This is a genomic window from Microbulbifer sp. CnH-101-G (genome assembly GCF_052466775.1).
On sequence record NZ_CP174292.1, the window covers coordinates 4,443,743 to 4,467,059 of the forward strand.

20 protein-coding genes are annotated in these 23,317 nt (G+C 57.8%); 5 read left to right on the top strand and 15 right to left on the bottom strand.

Annotated features, from left to right (window positions below; genetic code table 11):
- Positions 1–107: 107 nt before the first annotated feature.
- The 9 genes from purH to ACJJID_RS19685 all read right to left on the bottom strand — a co-directional run bounded on the left by purH (position 108) and on the right by ACJJID_RS19685 (position 10,086).
- Positions 108–1,679, bottom strand: coding sequence for a bifunctional phosphoribosylaminoimidazolecarboxamide formyltransferase/IMP cyclohydrolase (gene purH, locus ACJJID_RS19645; protein WP_444920916.1), 1,572 nt, complete (start codon positions 1,677–1,679; stop codon positions 108–110).
- Positions 1,680–1,823: 144 nt separating this feature from the next.
- Entirely contained in the window at positions 1,824–2,132 is a 309-nt protein-coding gene (fis, locus tag ACJJID_RS19650) for a DNA-binding transcriptional regulator Fis (protein WP_152451046.1), read from the bottom strand.
- Positions 2,129–3,067 carry a tRNA dihydrouridine synthase DusB gene (gene dusB, locus ACJJID_RS19655; protein WP_444922657.1) on the bottom strand — a complete coding sequence of 313 codons (939 nt, stop codon included), beginning with the start codon at positions 3,065–3,067 and terminating at the stop codon, positions 2,129–2,131. The genes fis and dusB overlap by 4 nt, the downstream gene beginning before the upstream one ends.
- Positions 3,068–3,315: 248 nt before the next feature.
- On the bottom strand, positions 3,316–4,599 hold the full coding sequence (locus tag ACJJID_RS19660) for a DUF3426 domain-containing protein (RefSeq protein WP_444920917.1): 1,284 nt from the start codon (positions 4,597–4,599) through the stop codon (positions 3,316–3,318).
- A 75-nt stretch (positions 4,600–4,674) separates the two neighbouring features.
- Entirely contained in the window at positions 4,675–5,556 is an 882-nt protein-coding gene (gene prmA / locus ACJJID_RS19665) for a 50S ribosomal protein L11 methyltransferase (protein WP_444920918.1), read from the bottom strand.
- Between the two features lie 136 nt (positions 5,557–5,692).
- Complete coding sequence (gene accC, locus ACJJID_RS19670) at positions 5,693–7,033, bottom strand: acetyl-CoA carboxylase biotin carboxylase subunit (protein WP_444920919.1); 1,341 nt, start codon at positions 7,031–7,033, stop codon at positions 5,693–5,695.
- A 15-nt stretch (positions 7,034–7,048) separates the two neighbouring features.
- Positions 7,049–7,534: an acetyl-CoA carboxylase biotin carboxyl carrier protein gene (accB, locus tag ACJJID_RS19675; RefSeq protein ID WP_152451056.1), complete on the bottom strand. Its 486-nt coding sequence runs from the start codon at positions 7,532–7,534 to the stop codon at positions 7,049–7,051.
- Between the two features lie 24 nt (positions 7,535–7,558).
- A complete protein-coding gene (aroQ, locus tag ACJJID_RS19680) occupies positions 7,559–8,014 on the bottom strand; it encodes a type II 3-dehydroquinate dehydratase (protein ID WP_444920920.1) in 456 nt (151 codons plus the stop codon).
- 260 nt (positions 8,015–8,274) lie between these two features.
- A complete protein-coding gene (locus ACJJID_RS19685) occupies positions 8,275–10,086 on the bottom strand; it encodes a protein-disulfide reductase DsbD family protein (RefSeq protein ID WP_444920921.1) in 1,812 nt (603 codons plus the stop codon).
- Positions 10,087–10,206: 120 nt separating this feature from the next.
- On the opposite strand from ACJJID_RS19685, the gene ACJJID_RS19690 reads away from it, so the two are divergent.
- The 4 genes from ACJJID_RS19690 to ACJJID_RS19705 all read left to right on the top strand — a co-directional run bounded on the left by ACJJID_RS19690 (position 10,207) and on the right by ACJJID_RS19705 (position 13,954).
- On the top strand, positions 10,207–10,932 hold the full coding sequence (locus ACJJID_RS19690; protein ID WP_444920922.1) for an N-acetylglucosaminyltransferase: 726 nt from the start codon (positions 10,207–10,209) through the stop codon (positions 10,930–10,932).
- On the top strand, positions 10,929–11,411 hold the full coding sequence (locus tag ACJJID_RS19695) for a copper chaperone PCu(A)C (protein ID WP_444920923.1): 483 nt from the start codon (positions 10,929–10,931) through the stop codon (positions 11,409–11,411). The genes ACJJID_RS19690 and ACJJID_RS19695 overlap by 4 nt, the downstream gene beginning before the upstream one ends.
- A gap of 30 nt (positions 11,412–11,441) precedes the next feature.
- Positions 11,442–12,011, top strand: coding sequence for a YajG family lipoprotein (locus ACJJID_RS19700; RefSeq protein ID WP_152451066.1), 570 nt, complete (start codon positions 11,442–11,444; stop codon positions 12,009–12,011).
- A 179-nt stretch (positions 12,012–12,190) separates the two neighbouring features.
- The gene (locus ACJJID_RS19705) at positions 12,191–13,954 is read left to right on the top strand and encodes an EAL domain-containing protein (RefSeq protein WP_444920924.1); all 1,764 of its coding nucleotides are present in this window, start codon (positions 12,191–12,193) and stop codon (positions 13,952–13,954) included.
- Positions 13,955–13,999: 45 nt separating this feature from the next.
- Here ACJJID_RS19705 and ACJJID_RS19710 read toward each other — a convergent pair whose 3' ends face one another.
- A complete protein-coding gene (locus ACJJID_RS19710; protein ID WP_444920925.1) occupies positions 14,000–14,998 on the bottom strand; it encodes an adenosine kinase in 999 nt (332 codons plus the stop codon).
- Positions 14,999–15,372: 374 nt separating this feature from the next.
- Between ACJJID_RS19710 and mrcB the strand changes: the two genes are divergently transcribed.
- Positions 15,373–17,937, top strand: coding sequence for a penicillin-binding protein 1B (gene mrcB, locus ACJJID_RS19715; protein WP_444920926.1), 2,565 nt, complete (start codon positions 15,373–15,375; stop codon positions 17,935–17,937).
- Between the two features lie 40 nt (positions 17,938–17,977).
- Here mrcB and hemB read toward each other — a convergent pair whose 3' ends face one another.
- The 5 genes from hemB to thiD all read right to left on the bottom strand — a co-directional run bounded on the left by hemB (position 17,978) and on the right by thiD (position 23,300).
- Entirely contained in the window at positions 17,978–18,988 is a 1,011-nt protein-coding gene (gene hemB / locus ACJJID_RS19720) for a porphobilinogen synthase (protein ID WP_444920927.1), read from the bottom strand.
- A gap of 102 nt (positions 18,989–19,090) precedes the next feature.
- Positions 19,091–19,723: a GntR family transcriptional regulator gene (locus ACJJID_RS19725; RefSeq protein ID WP_444920928.1), complete on the bottom strand. Its 633-nt coding sequence runs from the start codon at positions 19,721–19,723 to the stop codon at positions 19,091–19,093.
- A gap of 7 nt (positions 19,724–19,730) precedes the next feature.
- Positions 19,731–20,903: a benzoate/H(+) symporter BenE family transporter gene (locus ACJJID_RS19730; RefSeq protein WP_444920929.1), complete on the bottom strand. Its 1,173-nt coding sequence runs from the start codon at positions 20,901–20,903 to the stop codon at positions 19,731–19,733.
- A 155-nt stretch (positions 20,904–21,058) separates the two neighbouring features.
- Entirely contained in the window at positions 21,059–22,342 is a 1,284-nt protein-coding gene (gene hemL / locus ACJJID_RS19735; protein WP_152451080.1) for a glutamate-1-semialdehyde 2,1-aminomutase, read from the bottom strand.
- 172 nt (positions 22,343–22,514) lie between these two features.
- A complete protein-coding gene (gene thiD, locus ACJJID_RS19740; protein WP_444920930.1) occupies positions 22,515–23,300 on the bottom strand; it encodes a bifunctional hydroxymethylpyrimidine kinase/phosphomethylpyrimidine kinase in 786 nt (261 codons plus the stop codon).
- Positions 23,301–23,317 lie beyond the last annotated feature (17 nt).

Consider the following 23,317-nt stretch of genomic DNA (forward strand, 5'->3'; position numbering starts at 1 on the left):
CTTTCTGGTGGGCGCTAGAAACTGCTGGTGACAATGGCGCAGTGGATACTTCATTGTCACTAGCCCCCGCGAAGCACGATAGGTACTCCGCGGAGTTTGCCGATGATTTAGTGGCGGAAATGACGCATGCCGGTAAAGACCATAGCCATGTTGTGCTCGTCCGCTGCGGCGATCACTTCTTCATCGCGCATGGAGCCACCTGGCTGGATGACCGCCTGGATACCGACAGCGGCGGCGTTATCGATACCGTCGCGGAAGGGGAAGAAGGCGTCGGAGGCCATCACGGACCCCTCAACGGTGAGGCCGGCGTGCTCAGCCTTGATCGCAGCGATACGCGCGGAGTTAACGCGGCTCATCTGGCCTGCGCCAACGCCGACAGTGCGGCCATCTTTTCCGTATACGATGGCGTTGGATTTCACAAACTTGGCCACTTTCCAGGTGAACAGCAGATCGCGGATCTCCTCTTCAGTGGGCTGGCGCTTGGAGACCACTTTCAAGTCGGCGGCGGTGACAATACCGTCATCACGATCCTGAACCAGCAGACCGCCATTAACGCGCTTGTAATCCAGTGCCGGGGTGCGTTCCGCACTCCATTGACCACAAACCAGCAAGCGCACATTTTTCTTTTCGGCAACGGCCTGCTTGGCTTCTTCGGAGACAGACGGAGCGATGATCACTTCAACGAACTGGCGTTCGACGATAGCGCGGGCTGTTGTGCCATCCAGCTCGCGGTTGAAGGCGATGATGCCGCCAAAGGCGGACTCGCTGTCGGTGGCGAAGGCTAGGTCATAGGCCTTGCCGATGTTCTCACCAATTGCCACGCCACAGGGGTTGGCGTGCTTAACGATCACACAGGCTGGCTCGTCAAAAACTTTCACACATTCCAGTGCCGCGTCAGTATCGGCAATATTGTTGTAGGACAGCTCTTTGCCCTGCAGCTGAGTGGCGGTGGAGATACTGGACTCGGCCGGGTTGGCCTCGGTGTAGAAAGCGGATTTTTGGTGCGGATTCTCGCCGTAGCGCAGATCCAGCTTCTTGATAAATTGGCTGTTATAGGTACGCGGGAACAGCTGCTTTTCTTCGCCCTTAATGGCACCCAGGTAGTTGGCGATAGCGCCGTCATAGCCCGCTGTGTGTTCGAAGGCTTTTACTGCCAAGTCAAAGCGGCTGGCGTGGCTCAGGGCGCCGTCGCTGGCTTTCATCTCTTCGATAATGCTGCCGTAATCGCTGGCATTGACCACGATGGTGACATCTTTGTGGTTCTTCGCAGCGGCGCGAACCATGGTGGGGCCGCCGATATCGATATTCTCGATGGCGTCCTCGAGAGAGCAGTCAGGCTTGGCAACGGTTTGTGCGAAGGGGTAGAGGTTGACCACAACCATATCGATCGGAGTGATACCGTGCGCACCCATGATGGCGTCATCGGTGCCACGGCGTCCCAGAATACCGCCGTGCACTTTCGGGTGCAGCGTCTTAACGCGGCCATCCATCATCTCGGGGAAGCCGGTGTAGTCGGAGACCTCTACGACGGGGATTCCTGCTTCTTTGAGTTGGCGGTGGGTGCCGCCGGTGGAGAGGATTTCTACGCCCATTGCGGAGAGCTGTTGGGCGAACTCTACGATGCCACTCTTGTCAGAGACACTAATCAGAGCGCGGCGGATTGCAACCTGGTCTGTCATTGCACTTGGTCCAACTGGTTTTGGGATAGGGTTGTCAGTGGTTGTAGCGGAGTTTGCGCTGCTGTGGCGAAAACTGCCGCCGGGAAAATAGCGAAGGGGGATGAGTAACCTCATCCCCCTTCAAAAATTCGCATGGTGGGAAGCTTACAGCAGGCCGTAGCGCTTCAACTTCTTGCGCAGGGTGCCGCGGTTGAGCCCCAGCAGTTGCGCGGCGCGTGTCTGGTTGTGACGGGTGTATTTCATCACCACTTCGAGCATGGGCGCTTCGATCTCTGACAGCACCATGTCGTAGACATCGGTAACCATCTGGCCATCCAGGTGGCGGAAATAGTTCTCCATCGCGTGCTCGACCGCATCGCGCAGGGACTGCTGCTGCGGCTGAGCCAGCTGCGTTTGCCCCCTGGAGGATACTTCTTCGCTGCCAGTATCCGGAATCAATACTTCGTTATTCATGCCGCATGTGCCCCTCTCGTTATTCGGCGTTCAAACCACTCGTGAACGCTGGCATGTTGTACTTCTGCGCTCTCTATCTGGAAAAAGGTCTTGCGGAAGGACTCGCTGTCCGCGAGTGTCTTCAAGTACCAACCCACATGCTTGCGGGCGATACGGACCCCCATCACCTCACCGTAGAATCGGTGCAGTTCACCCAAGTGGGTGAGCAGTATTTTTCTTACTTCGTCCAATGTTGGTTCGGGCAGCCGCTCGCCGGTGGCGAGGTAGTGGGCTATCTCCCGAAAAATCCAAGGTCGTCCCTGTGCGGCGCGGCCGATCATGACCGCCGCCGCGCCAGTGTAATCGAGCACCTCGCGGGCTCTCTCGGCACTGGTGATGTCGCCGTTGGCAAAAACCGGGATTCCTACCCTGGATACAATTTCGGCAATGGTATCGAATTCAGCCTGTCCGTGGTAGCCGCAGGCGCGAGTACGACCGTGAACCGCCAGAGCGGCGATGCCGGTATCCTCAGCCATTTGGGCTACGGTGACACCATTGCGGGAATCCGTACACCAGCCGGTGCGGATCTTGAGCGTCACCGGGACAGAGACAGACTGGACCACGGCCTGCAATATATCCGCAACCAGTTTTTCATCCCGCAGCAGGGCGGAGCCCGCCGCTTTTTTACACACTTTTTTTGCCGGGCAGCCCATATTGATATCGATGATTTGTGCGCCGCGACGCACATTTTCCCGAGCGGCCTGGGCCATCATCTCGGGATCACCACCAGCGATTTGCACCGATATGGGAGCTGCTTCACCACCGTGGTCCAGGCGCAAGCGCGACTTGCGGCTATTCCACAGACGCGTGTCAGAGGTCACCATTTCCGATACCACCAGGCCGGCGCCGAGTTGGCGACACAATTGGCGGAAGGGGCGATCAGTAACTCCGGCCATAGGCGCCAAGATTACCGGGTTGTCGATAATGTAGGGGCCTATAGCAATAGACACGGTAACTCCGTTTGGGCTTTGGAAGGGCGATCTGTGCCCTGGCAAAAAGGCCGCCTATGATAACGACTGGCCCGGCGTTGGCAAAGCGAAAAAGCGGGCAAATTGATCGATCCCTGTGCGTTTAGCTCGCAGAGTGGTCAATTTTGGTGGCTTTGTCCGCCAAGGCGCCGGCTACCATGGCGCTAATCATTTTCCTATGGGGCGATTTTCATCTCGTAGTTCACCGCCTCGGCCCCTGGGTCAACCACCTCAATGGCGATGTGAATGGGGCTGCCCTGGGGCATCTGCTTGCGCCCAGCCAGCTCTCCCTGCAAATATTCCTCGGGAGTAAAACGGCGGCTCGCCACCGCCTTGTTTTTCAAGTCGCTGAAATTTAGCAGCAGGTTGGGGAAAGGTTGGGGGTAGGGCGCTGAGTTCAGTAACACGGCGTCCACTACCAGTGCGCCTTCCAATTGTGGATGGCTGCGCACCATCAGATTGGAGGCCTGGATTGCATTGGGGTCCCGCAGTGGGGGCAGGGCACAGCCGAGCAGCGGACAGACAGAAGCGTAGATATCGCGCCAGGGCTGCTGCTTGCTAAGCCGGTCAAACTGAAAATAAGCCAACTGGAATAACAGTAATAGCGTTAAAAAGGGAAGGAGTAGCCGCCACAGCCAGGGGTTCACCGCTCTCTTCGATGATGCTGCACCCCAAGTCATTTCCACCGGGGCAGGCTGAATAGCGGAGATTAGCTGTTCGCGAACGGGCTCCGCCTGCGGTTCTGGGGCGCTGTCGGCTCCGGTGGCAAAGTAGGGCTCTTTGCGTCCATTGCCGGCTTCCGGCAATGGTGCCGAGATCATTTCTTCAGAAGCAGAGGGTGCCTCGGTTGCGGACTCAGGCTCGTAGGACTCTGTTGTGGGAGCCTGCGATTCTAAGGGGCGTTCCCAGGGCTCAAGGTCGCCGAAGTTATCACTCTCAGCAGTGGGGCTGAGGGAATTCTCATCGGCGCTTGTAGCACTGCACTCGAAATCGGGAGTATCGTCCCAGTCTGGTTTTAGTACCGATTCCAGTTCTTCCTCGGGATCGTCCTCGAGCTGCGCCTCCTGCAGTTCCTGCCACTCATTATCGCCAAATGCATCACCAATAAGGTTCTCTGAATTAGCTGCTGGAGTTTCGTGGGAGATGTCCTCTGCGGATTCTCGGTCCGCAGTGTTACTGGGGGAATGCTTTTCGGTGGAATTAGCGGCAGCTGTCTCCTCTGCCGGATCATCATCTTCCAATTCGATATCGTCGTGAATCAGGAAGTCATCGTCTTCCAGCAGGGTTTCCAAATCACTGCGTGCGTCGGGGCCATTGTCGTTGAAGACGATGTTCTCATCCGCACGGAAAACCTGCAGGCAGGAGCCGCAGCGCACCGCACCGCGGGCGGCGCGAAGCTGCTGGTCGTTGATATGGAATGAGGTGCTGCAGTGGGGGCAGCGGGTTACCAGTTGAGACATTCGACTATGGCGCAGTTTATTTTGCGCTCAAGTTTATCAGTCTGTCCGGTCCCCGCGTAGTACTGGCTGGCGTATTTAGCGAATCCGAGTGCCGCTCAAGCGTACCCAGCCCTCGTGCTCGGCATCCTCATCGAAGTCGATACTCTCTGCGTAGGCGCTTTTTACCTGTTCTGCCTGGGAGGCGAGGATGCCCGACAGGCAGATGCGGCCGCCGATCTTGGTCAGAGCGATCAACTGCGTGGAGAGCTCTACCAGTGGGCCGGCAAGGATGTTGGCAAGCATGATATCGGCACTTTCCTGCGGCATCTGTTCCGGTAAATAAACCGGGAAGCGCTGTGGATCTATGCCGTTGCGCACAGCGTTGTCACGACTGGCGATCAGAGCTTGAGGATCGATATCGGTACCCATGGCGCGTTCGGCGCCGAGCAATAAAGCGCCAATACCGAGGATACCGGAGCCACAGCCGAAGTCGATGGCGCTCTTGCCCTGCAAGGGTTCTTGCGCCAACCAGCGCAGGCACAGGAAGGTTGTAGGGTGAGTGCCTGTGCCGAAAGCGAGTCCGGGGTCCAACAGCAGGTTGACTGCTTGCGGCTGGGGCGGTTCGCACCAGCTTGGGCAGATCCACAAGTTGTCGCCACATTGAATGGGCTTATAGTGCGACATCCACTCGCGCTCCCAGTCTTTATCTTCGAGCTGGTCCCAGCGGGCATTGGGAAGGAGTTCGCATAAGAAAGAGGCAGCTTTGGCCTCGGTGACGCCTGTATCGATTTCGGCATCGAACAAGCCGGTCACCCGCGTTTGATCCCACAGGGGGACTTCGCCGAGTCCGGGTTCGAGAATGGGTTGGTCTGCGTTGTCCTGCAGGGTTACGGATACGGCGCCGGCAAAAAGCAGGGCGTTTTCGATTTTTTCCGCATGGGCACGATCGGTGTCGACGCGGAGTTGTAGCCAGGGCATAGGAATTCCGTGGTGAGTAACTGCTATTCAGGTGGTAAGGCCACCCTGTTGATGCGATGTCCGCGGCCATCCCTGGCGCCCGGTGTCATCGCATTGTGAGCGCAATTCTCTCCAACTTTGCCCCGGCTGGCGAGGGTTAGAGCCCCAGCTTCTTCTCCAGATAGTGAATATTGACCCCACCTTTGGCAAAGGCTTCATCGCGGACCAGCTCTTCCTGAAGGGGGATATTGGTCTTGATACCATCCACAACCAGCTCGGACAGGGCCACGCGCATACGCGCCAGGGCGGTCTCGCGGTCTTCGGCGTGGGTGATCAGCTTGGCGATCATTGAGTCGTAGTTGGGGGGAACCGTATAGCCGGAGTAGAGGTGCGAATCCACGCGCACACCCAGGCCGCCGGGCATATGGAAATTGTTAACCTTGCCGGGGCTGGGGAAGAAAGTCTGAGGATCTTCCGCGTTGATACGGCACTCGAAGGCGTGCCCGCGAATAACGATGTCTTCCTGCTTGAGGGAGAGCTTCTCGCCGGCACAGACGCGAATCTGCTCCTTGATCAGATCTACGCCCGTCACCATTTCGGTGACAGGGTGCTCCACCTGGATACGGGTGTTCATCTCGATGAAGTAGAAGCGCTCATCCTCATAGAGAAATTCAAAAGTGCCGGCGCCGCGGTAGCCGATATCAATACACGCCTGTACGCAGGAGTCGTGCACTTGACGGCGCACCTCGTCGGGGATGCCGGGGGCTGGTGCTTCCTCAAGTACCTTCTGGTGGCGGCGCTGCAGGGAGCAGTCGCGATCTCCAAGATGGATGGCATTCCCTTGTCCATCGGACATTACCTGGATTTCAACGTGGCGTGGGTTCTGTAGAAACTTCTCCAGGTACACGGTGCCGTCACCGAAGGCGGCCTGGGCCTCGGATTTGGTTACGGAGATCGCGTTGATCAGGTCTTCGGCGCGCTCCACTACGCGCATACCGCGGCCACCACCGCCGGCGGCGGCCTTGATAATCACTGGGTAGCCGACTTTCTCACCGATCTCAAGGCAGCGCTCGCTGTTATCGGGCAGGGGGCCATCGGAACCCGGCACTGTGGGGACTCCGGCCTTTTTCATTGCGGCAATGGCAGATACTTTGTCGCCCATCAGGCGGATTACATCCGGGTCCGGGCCGATAAAGGTAAAGCCGCTTTTTTGTACCTGTTCGGCGAAGTCGGCATTTTCTGCGAGGAAACCGTAGCCGGGGTGTGCGGCCACCGCGTCGGTGATTTCCATGGCAGAAATCAGGGCCGGAATATTCAGGTAGCTCTGCGAAGAGGGGTTGGGGCCAATACAGACAGACTCATCGGCCAGGCGCACATGCTTCAGGTTGCGATCCACTAAAGAGTGCACCGCAACTGTGGCGATACCCATCTCTTTGCAGGCGCGCAAGATCCGCAGAGCGATTTCGCCGCGGTTGGCGATCAGGATTTTGTCGAACATAGTGGCTTACCCCGCTCAGACAATGGTCACGAGCGGTTGATCGAACTCTACCGGCTGGCCGTCTTCGAGCAGGATGGACTCGACAGTGCCGGCCTTGTCGGCCTCAATCTGGTTCATCATTTTCATCGCCTCAACAATGCACACGACATCGCCGACCTTAACCTGCTGGCCCACTTTGACGAAGGGCTCGGCACCGGGGCTGGGCGCCGCATAGAAAGTACCCACCATTGGCGACTTCACCGCGTGGCCGCTGATCGTCGGTTTGGTTTCTTTTTCCTCTACCGCCGGGGCCGCACTTTGGGCTGGCGCTGGCGCTATAGGAGCCGGCGCTGGCGCCATTGGGGCGCCGTAAGGGGCGCCATAAACCGGAGCGACCGGCTGCGCTGCGCCGCTGACGCCGCGGCTGATGCGTACAGACTCTTCACCCTCTTTAATTTCCAGCTCGCCGATATCCGATTCTTCGAGCAGCTCAATCAGTTTTTTAATTTTGCGGATATCCATAGTTCTTTCACTCGCAGGTTTGATTCATTGATTTTGAGGCGCCATAGCCAGTTGGTGTATGGCCGCCTGAAGTGCCAGGGTGTAGCTGTGTGGGCCGAAGCCACACACCACACCGCGGGCCAAGTCGGATAGATAGGAATGGTGCCTAAATGCCTCTCGGGCATGCGGGTTGGAAAGGTGCAGCTCAATAAACGGTATTGCGACACCCGCCAAGGCATCCCGCAGTACCACACTGGTATGGGTATAGGCAGCGGGATTGATCACGATAAAGTCCACGCCGGTATTGGCGGCCAAATGGATGCGCTCCACCAGGGCGGATTCGCTGTTGCTCTGCAGGGTTTCCAATTGGTGTCCGGCGTCCTCACACTGGCGCTCGGCGGCCAGATTAATTTCCGCGAGCGTGGTGGCACCGTAGATATGTGGCTCACGGCTGCCGAGCAAATTGAGATTGGGGCCGTGCAGGAGAAGAATTTTAGCCATAGTGCGCCCTAGGGAAAGTTGCCGAAAAACCCAAAAAATTGGTCTAAAGTTGGCTATCTTGCGGGCAAACTCGAATTTTTGGCGTATTTGCCCGAGTGCTTTAGGCGAGTGTGCCGCAAAAGTGACTCCCTGTCCATGCCTGTTCGGCAGTTTATCGAAGTTAGCGGCAGTTCGGCGATATTTGGCCAAAAATTAGCGCAAAATATCCGTGCTGTGGCTTTTTTACCCCTGCAATTGGCTACAAAGGCGGAAGTTTCTTTTTACGGAATAGAGGTTGTGCGGAGCCGGCTGCCGGCGGCGGCCTCAAGCTCCATCAAAAGCTCCTCGCGGGAGAGGATTTGCGGCAGGATTTTGGCCTCGCCGCCATTGGCGGGATAGAGCAGGTAGAGCGGTACACTGGTGCGACCGTACTTCGCCAGGAGTTCGCTGATATGTGGGTCCTGGTTCGTCCAGTCTCCTTTCAGGGCCACGACACCCAGTTTCTCGATAGCCTGGCTCACCGCATCGCTCGACAGCACCACCTTTTCATTAGCCAGACAGGTAATACACCAGGCGGCTGTCATATTTGTCAGTATCGGACGCCCTTCCCTACGCGCCGCCTCCAAGCGTTCGGCTGAGTAGGGTTGCCAATAGTCGCTGGTCTGCTGTTGTGCCTGGGGAGCGGTACTGAGGCGCGGCAGCAACATCAGCGCAACACTCAGGGCGACAACCGCCAACGAGCCCCGCAGCCAGTGCCACTGAGGGCTCGGCCAGAGCCACAGGGCAAAGGCGATAGCGACAGCGCCACTGAGCACCAGGGTGACACCGTCACCCCCTGTCTGACGCCCCAATACCCAAAGCAGCCAGACTGCGGTCAAGTACATGGGGAAGGCCAGCAGTTGTTTCAGCCGGTCCATCCAGGGGCCTGGGCGTGGCAGTTTGTCCGCCAGCGCGGGGATATAGGTGAGAAGTAGGAAGGGCGCGGCCATGCCGGCACCAAGAGCGGCGAATACACTGAGTGCTACGGCAGCGGATTGTGTTACTGCAAAACCCAGTGCCGAGCCCATCAGGGGGGCGGTACAGGGGCTGGCTACCAGGGTGGCCAGGGCACCAGAGGTGAAGGAGCCACGCAGTCCTTGGCTGTTGCTCAAATTGCTGCCAATGCCCATCAGGCTGCTGCCAATCTCTGTGACACCGGACAGGCTGAGCCCCATGATAAAGAATAGGTAGGCTAAAGCTGCCACCAACCAGGGGGACTGTAGCTGGAATCCCCAGCCAATCGCTTCGCCCCCGGCCCGCAGGGCCAGCATGGTTGCGGCAATGGCGACAAAGCTCAGTACCACGCCGGCGGCGTAGGCCCAGCCGTGGTGATGGCGCTGGCTGGCGTTTTGCGCCGCCTGGCTCACCGCCAGTAACTTAATTGAGAGTACCGGGAAGACACAGGGCATCAGGTTGAGCAGTAGGCCACCGGCAAAGGCAAAGAGCAGGGCTAAAGGTAATGTAATAGCGCTACCAGACTCGCCCATCGAGGCATTCGATGAGGTGCCGCCTGACCCCGAGGCTGCGTTCTGGAAGCCCCCGTCAACAGCTTGGATGCTGCCTGAGGCGATATCTATACGGTAGTGACGAACCTGTGGCGGATAGCAGAGCCCCGCGTCGGCACAGCCCTGGTAGTGCAACTCCAGTTGCAGATTTTGGGGGCTGCCAGTGACGGTAATGGGGAATTCCAGCTGGCCGCGATAGACCTCGGTCTCTTTTTCGAAGTAGTCATCCCAGATAACTTTACCGCTGGGTAGATCTAGGGGGATCGCGGTTTTTTGTCCGTTTTCGATACGATACAGGGCAAGTTTGTCGCGGTAGAGATAGTACTCTGGGGCGATTTCAAACAGGGCGCTGAGCTGTTCGCCGCTCAGTAGCAGGTCCTGCCGGTAGGCCTCGTCGACAGGCAGGAAGGTGTTCTCCTGCTGGCCGATGGAAGAGGAAGCAAAAGGGTTACTCCCGGCCTGAGCAGATGCATTGATCGCAGGCAGGCATAACAAGATTGCCAGCAGAGCGAGGAAATTATTTCTGAAACTTCTGGTCATCACAGCCATAGATGAAAAAATTCATTATAGTCGGGCGCATGGTTCTGACTGCAGCGCCGGACGGGGGTTCAGTCGCGTCAGCAGTATAGCGACGCCAGTGGTACAAAAAAACAACAACGGGGGATTGCTTTGCCGTCATTAGAACGCCTTCACAGCTTTGCTATCTATCTATTGATGGCTGTGTTACTCGGTGCCTGTGCTTCAAACAAGCCGCTTCCCCCTCCGCCCAGTCCACCGCCACAAAAGGCCAAGCCTTCGACCGAGGAGGTGCGCCGCAACAATGTGGCGTATTTCTTAAAGCGCGCCGAACAGGCCTTGCGTAAGGGCCATCTGACCCAGCCCGCCGGTGCCAGCGCTTATGACTATTACCTGAATGTGCAACAGTTGGACCCCGGCAACCGCCGTGCCCAGACCGGAATCCAGACGATTGTGGTCACCTATGTGGAGCAGGCTCGGGAGGCACTGCGCAGACGGGCTTTTGCGGAAGTGGCGAGCTTGTTGCGGCGCGCAGAGATGCTGGCTCCGGGTAACCCCTTGGTCGCCGAGGTGCGCAGTCAACTGGCCCGAGAGCGCGGTCGTGCAAAACTGGATTTGCCCCGAGGGGAGGCTATCGGGCTGCCGCAAGCGGAGCTTAGAGCCAGGTCTGACAAACTCATTGCACAGCTGCGCCAAGTGGCCCAGCGCATCCGCAGTGAGCAGCTGCGTGTCATTATCGTCGCCGGGGATGATGCCGAGGGCCGCTGGGTTTACCAGCAGTTGCGCGAGGCGGTGCCCGGCTATCGGGTGCGGGGGGATATTAAGATCGGCAGTCCCGCGCGTTTACTTCTTATTCAGCCCAGTGGAGGGGATCAGTGAGAAAGACGGTTTTTTTTGCATGGGGACTGCTAATAAGCAGCCTTTTTTACACAGTGGGGGTTTCCGCCCTCACTAACCCCCTTCTGGTTGAGGGCTATGCCCGCGAGACGCCACCGGGGGCGCCGATGAGCGCGGCCTACCTGTCCCTCCACAATACCGGAGAGCACTTGCTGCAATTAACAGCCGTAGAGCTGTCTGGAGATACAAAGGGCTCTGCCAATTTACATACGACTGAGCGAGCGCAGGGTGTCAGCCGTATGCGCCCTCTGGAGAAACTGGCGATCGCTGCTGGCGAGAAATTACAGATGGTACCAGGAGGCGTACACCTGATGATTCATGGAGTACGACTCAGGGCGGGAGAATCACTACCACTGCGCCTGCTCTTTGCCGATGGAAGCAGTTTGGAGGTCCTGGTGCCCATTATGGGGCGGAAGACGCTTGAAAAAGATCACCACCGCCATCATGGCAGTGCAGGGTAACTAGTTTTTGTTGAAGTAAAGGAAAGAAAAATGAAGAAATTGTTGTTATTGGTGGGGGCCCTGGTCTTGGCTGGATGTGCTCACAGTCCACTACAAATTCGTCTGCACCCTCAGGTTCAGGTAGCTCCCGAATCCATTGGTGCGGGGCACAGTCTCAATGTTCGCGGGATCAATGAACTGCCTGGTGGCGGTTTGGGCTCCCTCGGTGGTGTCTATGCGGATACCTCTCAGGTAAGTATCGCCAACGACGCGGGCAGAGCCATTGCCGCTGGCTTGAGTGAGGGCTTTGCCAACTGGTCTTTCCGTATCACTGACTCGGCTCCTGAGGTGCAGGTGACGGCAAAATTGGTGAAGCTGACTTACAACAGCCCTAACACCGTCTATACCACCCAGATTGATACTTCTGCCGAAATTCACCTGGAGGTTAAGGCAGGCCATGCTACCTACTTCGGGACTTATAGTACCTCGGGTAAAGACCGCAACCTGATCAAACCCAGCCGAGAAGAGGTGGAAAGCCGGGTAAATGGTCTGCTGAGCGCGACCATGCAACGAGTTTTTGAAGATGAAAAGCTGAAAAAATTCTTGCGCGCAAATCTCTGAGTGTGCAATTTAAAGGCCTGCGAGACAGAGGTCGGCTGGGGATTGGATAATTGAATAAAATCGGCGATTTTGGGCGATGTTAGCGTTACGTTTGCCCACATTTTGCAACCACGCTCCATTACCGGCTGTATTTGCGATCTTTTCTATGGTGCGTTTCGGTTCCCGCAAGGAGTGCGGCTGTGTCCTTGTTTGACCCTCAATCTGCGCAATACCTCGGCCAGCTAGGGGAGCTGGAGGCTCAACTCAAACCCTGTGAGCAGATTAGCCTGCAGGCTGCGGAGGCGGCACTGGGGGAAATTGCTGACGGAGTGATCGTCACCGATCCCCGAGGTATTGTTCAGTATGCCAACCCGCTGGTGAGTGAAATGAGCGGGGACCTGGTTGGGCTTTTGCCCGGCCAGCCGGTTAACGAGGGCCTGCGGCTCTGCGACAGTCACGGGGAGCCGTTAAGCGCACTGATACCCGATACCCCCTATCACGAAGTGCCCAGCGTACGAGAGATCCGTGCCTATATCTGGCGATCTGGCGAAAACCGCCCGCCGCTGGAGGTCTCTGTACAGGTGATGGCTCTTTGGGATGCCGGCACACTGAAAAACTATGTGTTGGTTTTGAGGGATACGTCCGCTGCCCGACGGGTGTCTACCCGCCTTAGCTGGCAGACCAGCCACGACGCGCTAACCCGTCTGCCCAATCGACAGTATTTCGAGAGTGAGCTACAAAAGCTTCTCTCTCAATGCGTCGATAAACGCCAACACCATGTGCTCCTTTATTTGGATGTCTACCAATTCAAAGTGATCAACGACACCTTGGGATTTGTCGCCGGTGACCAGTTGCTGGTGCAGTTGGTATCCCTGCTGCAACGGGGGTTGTCGAAGGCGGATTTGTTTGCGCGAGTGGGCAGCGATGAATTCGCCATCTTGTTGCGGGACTGCACCCTGGAAGAGGGTGGGCGCGTGGTGGCGCGCCTGCGTGAATCTGTACAGGATTTCAGCTTCCACTGGCAGGGAAGTGACAGCCGTGTGGCGGTCTCGATCGGAGTGGTGGGCGTAGACCGCTTCACCCCCAGTGCCAGCCAGTTGTTGGCGACCGCCAATGATGCCTGCTGTTCCGCCAGGGATCAGGGGCGCAACCGGGTCAAGCTGTTTGGGGACTCGCGCAAGGTGTTGGAAAAGCGCCGTGAGTCCACTTGGGTTGCGGAAATTCACGCGGCCTTGCGGGAGGATCGCCTGATGCTCTATCGGCAGCCGGTGGTTTCCTTGAAAGGTGAGCGTGAGCTTCACCATTATGAAATTTTGGTGCGTATGCGCGGGCGCGATGGCGGTGTGATTTCCCCGGGGCTTTTCCTGCCGGCGGCGGAGCGCTACGGCCTGATTGAGGAGGTTGACCGCTGGGTTATTCGCCGCGTGTTCCACTACATGGCCCAGGAGCAATTGATTGGCATCGACACGGCAAGCTATGCCATTAATATTTCTGGCATCAGCCTCGGCGATGACACCTTTGCAGACTTTGTGCTGGAAGCGATGAGCGAGGAGGGGGTGACTCCCTCAAGGGTGCAGTTTGAGATCACCGAGACCAGTGCGATCAACAATCTGGAGAGGGCACTGATTTTTATCCACAAGCTGCGTGCCGCTGGCTGCAGTTTTGCCCTGGACGACTTCGGCCGCGGGGTATCTTCCCTGGCCTATCTGCGCCAGCTGCCGGTGGACTTCCTCAAGATCGATGGGAGTTTTGTGCGCAACATGCTCGAAGATGAGATCGACAGCGCGATGGTCAGCACCATTGACCACCTGGCCAAGCGCATGGGTATCAGCACTATCGCAGAGTATGTCGAAAGCCCTGAATTAATGGATAAACTCTGTCGAATGGGGGTGGATTACGCCCAGGGTTTTGGTATTGCCGCCGCCTCGGGATTGCCCGATATCGGCGAGCCCCAGGGGTTTTGAGGTTGAGCGGCCAGTAAAGGCCGCTCTTTGTTTCTGTTGGTGGCTTTAGATAACCGCCGCCAACAACTCTGAGTGTTGCTCCGCCTGCAGACGTGGGCCGTATTGGCTGACGACTTGAGCTGCAGCGCGGCAAGCCAGTTCACCGGCTTCAACAAAGCCCATTTCCCGGTTGATCGCATACAAAAACGCGCCCGCAAACATATCACCGGCACCGTTGGTGTCTATTGCGCGTACCTCTGGACTGGCTACTTTGTATTGCTTGGCGCCATCCCACAGCAGCGCGCCATCGGCGCCCAGAGTAATGGCAAAACTGCGGCAGTAATCGCTCAGAGCTTCCGCCGCGGCATCCAGTGAGTCGGTGCCGGTAAAGCCCAGGGCCTCGTCGCGGTTACAGAACAGCATATCCACGCCGCCGCCAATCATTTCCCGCAGGCCTTCGCCAAAGAATTGCACCATGGCCGGGTCGGACAGGCTCAGGGCAGTTTTCACACCGGCTTGCTGTGCCTGTTCACGCAGGGCGATTGCGGCTCGACGCCCAGTCTCGGAAGAAACCAGGTAACCCTCGATATAGGCCCACTGGGAGGACTTTAGTGCTTCGTCGTCCAGCTCGGCTACCGAGAGCTGCTCACTGATCCCCAGGTAGGTATTCATGCTGCGCTCGGCATCAGGGGTAATCAGTACCAGGCACTTTCCAGTAGTGCCGCCATCTGCCTGCTGCAGAGTGGTTGGGTAGTCGACACCAGCGGCGCTGAGGTTATTGCGGTAAAAATCCCCGTTATCGTCGGCGGCAACCTTGCAGGAATAGAAAGTGCGCAGGCCAAAATAGCTGGCGGCGATCACAGTATTGGCTCCGGAGCCGCCGCAGGCGCGCTTGGCGGTAACCATATGGTCCCGAAGGTCGTCTACCAGCTGTTTCTGCCGGGCATCGTCCACCAGGGTCATAATGCCCTTTTCAACACCGAGAGCTTTGAGATCCTTGTCGGATACCTCGATTTCCGTGTCCAACAGGGCGGCGCCGATGCCGTAGAGATCATATTGCTGCATGTCCATCCTTTTCGGGCGATTTGTATAGATTTCCGCCGCATTATGGCCGTGATTGCAGCAAGTGCAAGGTGGTGGGTTTGACTTAAAGCGGCCAGCGTTTATAAAGGCGTCATATGCCTCAATATGAACTTATGGGAGGCAACTGCGGTCAATCCACGAACAGGTGTTTAATGTACCTGTAATATGACCTCCGGGACGCACAGCCCGGGATTTTGGCGGTTCACGGATGTTCCCCCACGGCGCCAGTTCAGGTGCCTGCGGCAAGATACCAGCGGAGCTGCCACCTGCTGGTGTCCTGCCTGAGATAGCGGCGAGGCTCAGGGCATTCTCTGCTATCGAAAGATGTACCGAGATGGCAGCTGGATAACTCTTATATGGCATCGACGAAACGCCGGCGCAGTAAAGCGTCAAAACCGAAAAGACGCTACCGCTGGCTCAAATTCCTGTTTTTGCTGGCCCTGGTGGGGGCGCTCGCCCTGGCCGGGTATATGGCTTACCTCGACGTACAGCTGCGCCAGCGTCTCGACAGCCGCCAGTATCAGCTGCCGGCACGGGTTTTTGCGCGCCCCCTGGTATTGCGCGAAGGCATGGCGATGCACCCGGATGAGTTGGAGAGTGAGTTTGCCGCCCTCAATTACCGCAAGCAAAAGACTCTGACCGAGCCCGGTTCCTGGACACAGGAGGGTATGAGCTATCAGGTCTGGCGCCGGGACTTTATCCACGCCGATGGCCGTGAGCCGGCGGCTATGGCCACCTTCCGCTTGCGCAACGATGAAATTGATAACCTGCGCGATGAAGATGGGCAGCGCATCTCCGAATTTCGCTTGGACGCCGCCAATATCGGTTCTCTGCTGGGCGGCGGAGATGATCGCAACCCGGTTCGCTTTACGGATATCCCACCACTGGTAGCAAACACCCTGATCGCGGTGGAAGACCAGGACTTCCTCAATCACTTCGGAATCTCCCCGCGGGGTATCGCCCGTGCGATGGTGGCCAATATCAAGGCGGGACGCCTGGTGCAGGGGGGCTCAACCATCACCCAGCAGCTGGTTAAGAACATCTTTTTCGACCATAAACCAAGCCTGCAGCGCAAAATCAATGAGGCCTTGATGGCCGTTTTGATGGAGATTCACTACGACAAGGCCTACATCCTGCAGGAGTACATCAACGAAGTGTGGCTGGGTCAGCAGGGCGCCCGGGGTATCTACGGCTTTGGCCTGGCATCGGAATTCTATTTCCAGCAGCCGCTGGATACGCTGGAGCCCCACCAGGTCGCCCTGCTAGTGGGGTTAGCGAAGGGTGCCTCCTATTACAACCCCTGGCGCCATCCACAGCGCGCACTGAAGCGTCGCAACACGGTGCTGGATTTGATGCGCGAGCAGGGTCTGATTACCCAGGCTGAATTCGAACACTACTCCGCCAAACCACTGGGTGTGGTGAAAGGTGGTGTGACCGCTCAGAACCCCTATCCGGCCTTCACCGAGCGGCTGCTCTCCGAATTGCGCCCCTATTATTCCTACGAGGAGCTTCGCACTACCGGGTTGCGGGTCTATACAACCCTGGCACCCTCGGTGCAGAAACTCGCGGAAGAGTCCGTGAGTGGAGGCGTGCAGAAGCTGGAGAAAGACCGCAAGATTAAGGCGAATACTCTCCAGGCTGCCACGGTGCTATTGGATAACCGCACGGGCAATGTACTCGCCATGGTGGGAGATCGCGACCCGGATTATCCCGGTTTCAACCGGGCTTTGGAGGCACGCCGCCAGGTGGGCTCTCTGATTAAGCCGGCGGTCTTCCTAACCGCTCTGGAGCGCCCTGAAGAATACAATTTGGCCACCCTAATCGACGATGCACCAGTGCGTATCGAGGAGGCCGATGGCGATGTATGGATGCCGCAAAACTTCGATAAGCTCGCCCACGGTCAAGTGCCTCTCTATGTAGCGCTGGCCAAGTCTTATAACCTGGCTACCGCTCACCTGGGTCTCGATTTGGGACTGCAGAATGTACGCCAGACTATCCGGCGCCTGGGTGTGGATACCATCCTGCCTCATGTCCCGGCAATGTTGTTGGGTGCGGTGGAAATGACACCATTAGAGGTGGCGGGTATGTACCAGACCATCGCCAATAATGGCGAGACGGTGCAACCCCGCACCCTGCTGGCGGTATCCGATGCTCAGGGTGGTCGGGTTCAGCATTTCCGCCCGCGCACGAATCGCGGCGTCGACCCAGTGCCTGCTTACCTGTTGCGCTGGGGCCTCGAGCAGGCAATGCGCGAGGGTACCGGACGCAGGTCTGCCAAGCGATTGCCCAGCAGCGTGCCCTTTGCCGGTAAGACCGGTACCACCAACAATAACCGCGACAGCTGGTTTGCCGGATTTTCCCCAGAGGTTACCGCGGTGGTATGGCTCGGGCGCGATGATAACGAGCGTACCCGTTTGACCGGTTCCACCGGGGCCCTGCCGATCTGGACCGAAATCATGCGCAAGCTGCCCCATCAGCACGGTCCTGTGGAGGCTCCACGGGGGATCGAGTTCAAAGAGGTGAATGCTCGCGGACAGTTTATGGACCCGGATTATTGCCGAGGTGGCTACGAGATACCTTTCTCCTATGAAACCCACTTGCAACCGGCGCCAGAGTGTCGGGGGCAGGACCGCTGGCGTTGGTTCCGCAATCTGTTTGGCAATGAGCGTTCAGAGGCGGCACCGCGGGAGCAGATGACCCCTGGCTGGGGCAATGACATAGAGCGGCAACAACATGAGAGTGAGCGCCGTAATCAACTGCGGGAACAGTTGCGCGGTGATGATGCGGAGGAGTTTGGCGAGGACTCCTCTTTAGAGCCTCTCGAATTGCCCCGCAGTCAGTCTGCTGAGGTGGAATATCGAGGTGTTCCCGTTGAAGAGGCCCAGCCGGTGGGACCGGCGCTGGAAGACCAGTGGCCTTGAATAAGTAGCGCGGCGTAAGCCGCGCAATAATTACAAGGTTTCAGCCCTGCAGCAGCTGTGCGGCTTCCTCGGCAAAATAGGTGAGGATTCCATCGGCGCCGGCGCGCTTGAACGCCAACAGGGATTCCAGAATCACCGCCTCGCGCTGTAGCCAGCCGTTTTCGAACGCGGCGCAGTGCATGGCGTACTCACCGCTCACCTGGTAGGCAAAAGTGGGTACCCTCAGCTCCTCTTTCACCCGACGCACGATATCCAAATAGGGCATACCGGGCTTCACCATCACCATATCGGCCCCTTCTTGAAGATCCAGAGCACACTCGTGTAGGGCTTCATCGGAGTTGGCGGGGTCCATCTGATAGCTGGCCTTATTGCCACCCTTGAGGTTACCCGCGGAGCCCACGGCATCGCGGAAAGGACCGTAGTAGGCGGAGGCGTACTTGGCCGCATAGGACATGATCAGGGTATTGCTGTGCCCGGCGCCCTCAAGTGCCGCGCGAATAGCGCCGATACGGCCGTCCATCATGTCGGAAGGCGCCACCATATCGGCACCCGCAGCGGCGTGGGAAAGGGCCTGCTGTACCAGTACTTCCACAGTCTCATCGTTGACGATATAGCCGCTGTGATCCATCAAACCATCCTGGCCGTGGCTGGTGAACGGGTCCAGGGCCACATCGGTAATCACCCCTAATTCCGGCACCGCATTCTTCAATTCCCGCACGGCGCGCTGGGCCAGGCCATTGGCGTCGTGGGCAGCGCTGGCGCAGTCGGATTTCGCCGAGGGATCCACCACGGGGAACAGCGCAACAGCGGGAATACCCAGCTGTTGCAGGGACTTCGCTTTTTTGGCTAGCAAGTCCACGCTGAGGCGCTCAACACCGGGCATAGAGGCTACTTTTTGGGTTTCGCTACGGCCTTCAATGACAAACAATGGCAGTATCAGGTCGTCACAGCTGAGCAGGTTTTCCCTCACCAGTCGGCGGGAAAAATCCTGTGCGCGCAGGCGGCGCAAGCGTGTGTTGGGGTAGGCTCCGCGGCCGAGATTTTGACTCATGGGGAATTACTCCGGCTATCGATAGGGTCGCAGCAACCCCGCGACCGCAATTGGCGGCCATCATATCAAATTGCCGTCGCCGGTGATTTCCCTCAACTCGTTTTAGGAGCTGTTTTGAGCGGAGTGAAAAAAGGCCACCAGTTTCTTGCCGGCGGTCTCGATATGTGCGGCTAGCAGGGTTGCCGCTTCTTCTTCTCGCTTGTGTTGTAGCGCCTCAAGAATCGCATAATGCTCTTTCTGGCTGGTGCTCTGGTAGTGCAGGCTGCGGGATTGGTAACCGATATAGCGCTCACACTGCCTGTGCAGTTGCTCCACTGTGGCGAAAAGGGTGGGACGCCTTGCGGCGAGGTAGATAGTGGCGTGAAACTGCCAGTTAAGACAGCCAATCTGCTCGGCTGAGAGGTTGGGGTTCTCCTCCATGGTGTCGAGAATATCCCGTGCCCGACCGAGTGTTTCATTGGTGAGGTTTTTTTGCGCGAGGGTTTGTAACAAGGGCTCCAGGCGCATACGCATCAGGTAGAGATCCTCCACCTCCAACGGATCGAACTGGGGTACGGCGACACCACGTTTGCCGTGGGGCTCCAGCCAACCCTCATTTTTGAGGCGCTGCAAGGCGTCTCTCACGGGGATACGGCTGACTTCATAGAGTTCGGCCACTTCCGCCTGCTTCAGTGCTTGACCGGCGGGGAAACGCCCGCGCTGCAAATCCGCTTTGATTTTTTCGTAAAGGTTCATTGGGCCCTTATTTATTATTCCGCCTGAAAAACCAATAACAGCCCAGCCCGCCGACCAGCCCCCAGAAAGCGGCACCTATCCCCAAATAACTGATGCCTGAAGCGCTGATAAGAAAGGTGATCACCGCCGCTTCCCGGCTTTCTGTATCTGCGGTAGCACCCGCCAGGCAGTTACCGAGTGTCCCGAGTAAAGCCAGGCCAGCCAATGCTGCGATCAGCGCCTTGGGGAAATTACTGAATAATGCTACTACCGTGGCGCCAGACAAGCCTACCAGTAGATAGAAAAAACCTGCGGCAATCCCGGCCGTGTAGCGCTTGTCCGGGTTGGGGTGCGCTTCGGGCCCGCTACATATTGCGCCGGTAATCGACGCCAGGGTTAGAGTAAAGCCGCCGAAGGGGGTGAGCAGCAGGTTGGTTAATCCGGTGCCACTGATAAGAGGAGAAACTGGCACCCGCTGATAGCCACTGGCGGCGAGGGTCGTCGCCCCAGGGAGATATTGAGAGGTCATAGTGACGATAAATAACGGGATGCCGACACTAATGAGGGTTGAGAGTCTGAATTCCGGTGTAACCCAAATTGGCTTTGGCGCTTGCCAGTGAATCTGGTCAGGTGCGAACAGTTGCAACTTCCAGCAGACCACCAGCCCACAGACGAGTACCAGAATAATGGCGTAGCGGGGTACCCAGCGCCGCCCCACAAGATAGGCTATTACCATAGCGCCCACCAAAACGGGTTGGGATTGCAGCGAGGTGAAGGTACCTAGACCGAACTGCAGCAGTATGCCCGCCAGCATGGCGCCGGCAATCGGGCCGGGTACCAGTCTGGCCACCCGTTCGAAGGCTCCGGAAACCCCCACTATAAGGGTCAGCAGAGCGCTGAAAAAAAATGCGCCGATGGCCTCGGCAATTGGAATACCGCTGAGGCTGGTCGCCAGTAATGCGGCGCCGGGAGTCGACCATGCCGTAATAATCGGTGCCCGGTAATACCAGGAGAAGACGATACAGGAGAGCCCCATCCCCAGGCCCAAGGCACCGATCCAGGAGGCAATCATCGCCTCATCGGCGCCGGCTGCACGGGCTGCTTCAAACACAATAGCCGCGGAGCTGGCCACGGCGACCAGCACGGCGATGAAACCGGCGCTGATCGTGGATAGGCTGGTATCGGATAATATGCTTCTCAAAATGTATACCTTTTAATTTATGTATACATTTTTACCCTGCCATATGAAAAGAACAACGCTTCTGCGGCAAAGCGTTAACTCAAGTGATGGGTGAACGATTTTGATGCAGGGGGAGAGTAGGTACCCACCTTGTAGTGGGTACCAGGGAGAGGAAATCAGTCGAGTCGGGCGAAAACGCGCTCTGCGGCAGCGATAGTCTCTTCGATATCCTCGTCACTATGGGCGGCGGACATGAACCCGGCTTCGTAGGAGGCGGGTGCCAGATAGACACCTTCTTCAAGCATGCCGTGGAAGAATCGATTAAAACGCTCGTTATTGCAGGCCATTACCTGTTGGTAGTTGGTGACATGAGTTTCCTCGGTAAAGAAGAAGCCAAACATGCTGCCAGCCTTGTTGGCGGTAATGGGAATTCCCGCTTTCTTGCCTGCGGCGAGGATGCCTTCCACCAGGCGGTCTGTTCTGGCCACTAGAGGCTCGTAGAAACCGGCTTCTTCCACCAGGCGCAGGGTTTCCAGGCCCGCAACCATGGCCACCGGGTTGCCGGACAAAGTACCCGCCTGATAAACGGGCCCCAGAGGAGCGATCTGCTCCATAATTTCGCGCTTGCCACCGAAGGCACCCACTGGCATCCCGCCGCCAATCACCTTGCCGAGAGTGGTCAGATCCGCTTCGATGCCATAGTGTCCTTGGGCGCCAGTGAGGCTGACGCGGAAGCCTGTCATGACTTCGTCGAGAATAAGTAAGGCGCCGTGTTGGTCGCAGACTTCGCGCAGTGTTTCCAGGAAGCCGGGCACTGGTGGGATACAGTTCATATTGCCGGCGACGGGCTCCACGATGATACAGGCGATCTGGTCGCCAATCTCATTGAAGCAGGCACGCACGCCTTCAGCATCGTTGTAGCTCAGGGTGATGGTGTGGTCCGCCAGGGCTGCGGGAACGCCGGGAGAGGAGGGAACCCCCATGGTCAGGGCGCCGGAGCCGGCTTTGACCAGCAGTGAGTCCGAATGACCGTGGTAGCAGCCTTCAAACTTCACAATCTTATCGCGTCCGGTAAAGCCGCGAGCCAGGCGGATGGCGCTCATGGTGGCTTCGGTGCCGGAGTTGACGAAGCGCACCAGATCCATGTTGGGCCACAGACGGCAGAGTTCCTCGGCCAGCTCGGTTTCCAGCTCAGTGGGGGCGCCGAAGCTCAGGCCTGATTGGGCCTGTTCCACGACCGCTTCAATCACTTCCGGATGTGCGTGACCGAGTACCATCGGGCCCCAGGATTGCACATAGTCGATATAACGTTTCTCGTCCGCATCGAATAGATAAGCGCCTTCGGCGCGGCGGATAAACAGGGGCGTGCCGCCAACGGCACGGAAAGCGCGAACCGGGGAGTTAACGCCGCCGGGGATAAATTGCTGGGCTTCAGCAAAGAGCTGCTCAGATTTACTCATAGAATTCATTCAGAAATTGCGAAAAAGGCCAAGAGTCAGCGGCCATTATCAGGGTGTGGGGCCTTGAGGACAATGCGGGGCAAGTCAGGGCGCAGCAGGGAGGGTTGGCTGGTAAGTCGCACCGACGTTGCTGTCGGTGCGGATCGCGAATTGCACTGAGACAGCGAGTACCCTAGCGCTCACACCAGAACAAGCGGTTGGGAATTGGCCGCCCCATCCCCAGCCGACGACTATCGCGGATGGCGCTCCAGGCGTATTGCTGACTGCGGCTTACTGTCTCGGTGATGGTCAGGCCGTGGGCGATATGGCAGGCGATGGCGGTGGCGAGTGTGCCGCAGACCCCATAGGCCGCGGGCGGCAACCGCTCCCAGTGGAATTCACGGATCAAACCGCGCTCATCGTAGAGGCGGTTCTGCAGCTGTTGGTCATGCGGCACCCCGGTGAGTAGCAGGTAGCGGCAACCGCTTTCCAGCAATTCCTGGGCCATGGCGTCATGGGTATCGGCCTCCACCGCCATTGCACGCGCCTCACGCCGGTTGGGACATACCATGGTGGCGTAGGGCAGCAACAGGGAACTCATGGCCTCCCAAAGGGGTGGGGCCAATACACTCTCTTTATCGGCCAGGGTGGCGTCCGGGTCGATAATGACCGGAATGTCGGGGTAATCGCGCAGCACACTGTGCAGTGCCCGCACATTTTCCACCGAACCGAGATAGCCAACCTTGATAGCCGCTATGGGCATATCCTCTAGGACCGTTCGGGCCTGCTCAATCAAAAGGCTGTCATCCACTGGCGCTACCCCGATCAGTTCGCCGGTGTTACAGACGCTGATGGCGGAAACGACGGAGGCTGCGTGGCAGCCCAAACTGACGGCCGTTTCCGTATCTGCGCCTATGCCGGCGCTGCCACTGGGATCGTGGTGGGTGACGGTCAAAATAATGGGCTGCGGTGTATCCATAGAAGATCTACATGACT

Bases quoted from the DNA above. Each gene is read 5' to 3' on its own strand.
- purH (WP_444920916.1), bottom strand. From the start codon at position 1,679: ATGACAGACCAGGTTGCAATCCGCCGCGCTCTGATTAGTGTCTCTGAC.
- prmA (WP_444920918.1), bottom strand. From the start codon at position 5,556: ATGCCCTGGCTACAACTCCGCGTCGACACCGATCGTGCCCATGCGGAA.
- thiD (WP_444920930.1), bottom strand. From the start codon at position 23,300: ATGGATACACCGCAGCCCATTATTTTGACCGTCACCCACCACGATCCC.
- ACJJID_RS19725 (WP_444920928.1), bottom strand. From the start codon at position 19,723: ATGAACCTTTACGAAAAAATCAAAGCGGATTTGCAGCGCGGGCGTTTC.
- ACJJID_RS19710 (WP_444920925.1), bottom strand. From the start codon at position 14,998: ATGCAGCAATATGATCTCTACGGCATCGGCGCCGCCCTGTTGGACACG.
- ACJJID_RS19700 (WP_152451066.1), top strand. From the start codon at position 11,442: ATGAAGAAATTGTTGTTATTGGTGGGGGCCCTGGTCTTGGCTGGATGT.
- ACJJID_RS19685 (WP_444920921.1), bottom strand. From the start codon at position 10,086: ATGGCTGTGATGACCAGAAGTTTCAGAAATAATTTCCTCGCTCTGCTG.
- dusB (WP_444922657.1), bottom strand. From the start codon at position 3,067: ATGGCCGGAGTTACTGATCGCCCCTTCCGCCAATTGTGTCGCCAACTC.
- accB (WP_152451056.1), bottom strand. From the start codon at position 7,534: ATGGATATCCGCAAAATTAAAAAACTGATTGAGCTGCTCGAAGAATCG.
- hemL (WP_152451080.1), bottom strand. From the start codon at position 22,342: ATGAGTAAATCTGAGCAGCTCTTTGCTGAAGCCCAGCAATTTATCCCC.
- hemB (WP_444920927.1), bottom strand. From the start codon at position 18,988: ATGAGTCAAAATCTCGGCCGCGGAGCCTACCCCAACACACGCTTGCGC.
- accC (WP_444920919.1), bottom strand. From the start codon at position 7,033: ATGTTCGACAAAATCCTGATCGCCAACCGCGGCGAAATCGCTCTGCGG.
- ACJJID_RS19660 (WP_444920917.1), bottom strand. From the start codon at position 4,599: ATGTCTCAACTGGTAACCCGCTGCCCCCACTGCAGCACCTCATTCCAT.
- mrcB (WP_444920926.1), top strand. From the start codon at position 15,373: ATGGCATCGACGAAACGCCGGCGCAGTAAAGCGTCAAAACCGAAAAGA.
- aroQ (WP_444920920.1), bottom strand. From the start codon at position 8,014: ATGGCTAAAATTCTTCTCCTGCACGGCCCCAATCTCAATTTGCTCGGC.
- fis (WP_152451046.1), bottom strand. From the start codon at position 2,132: ATGAATAACGAAGTATTGATTCCGGATACTGGCAGCGAAGAAGTATCC.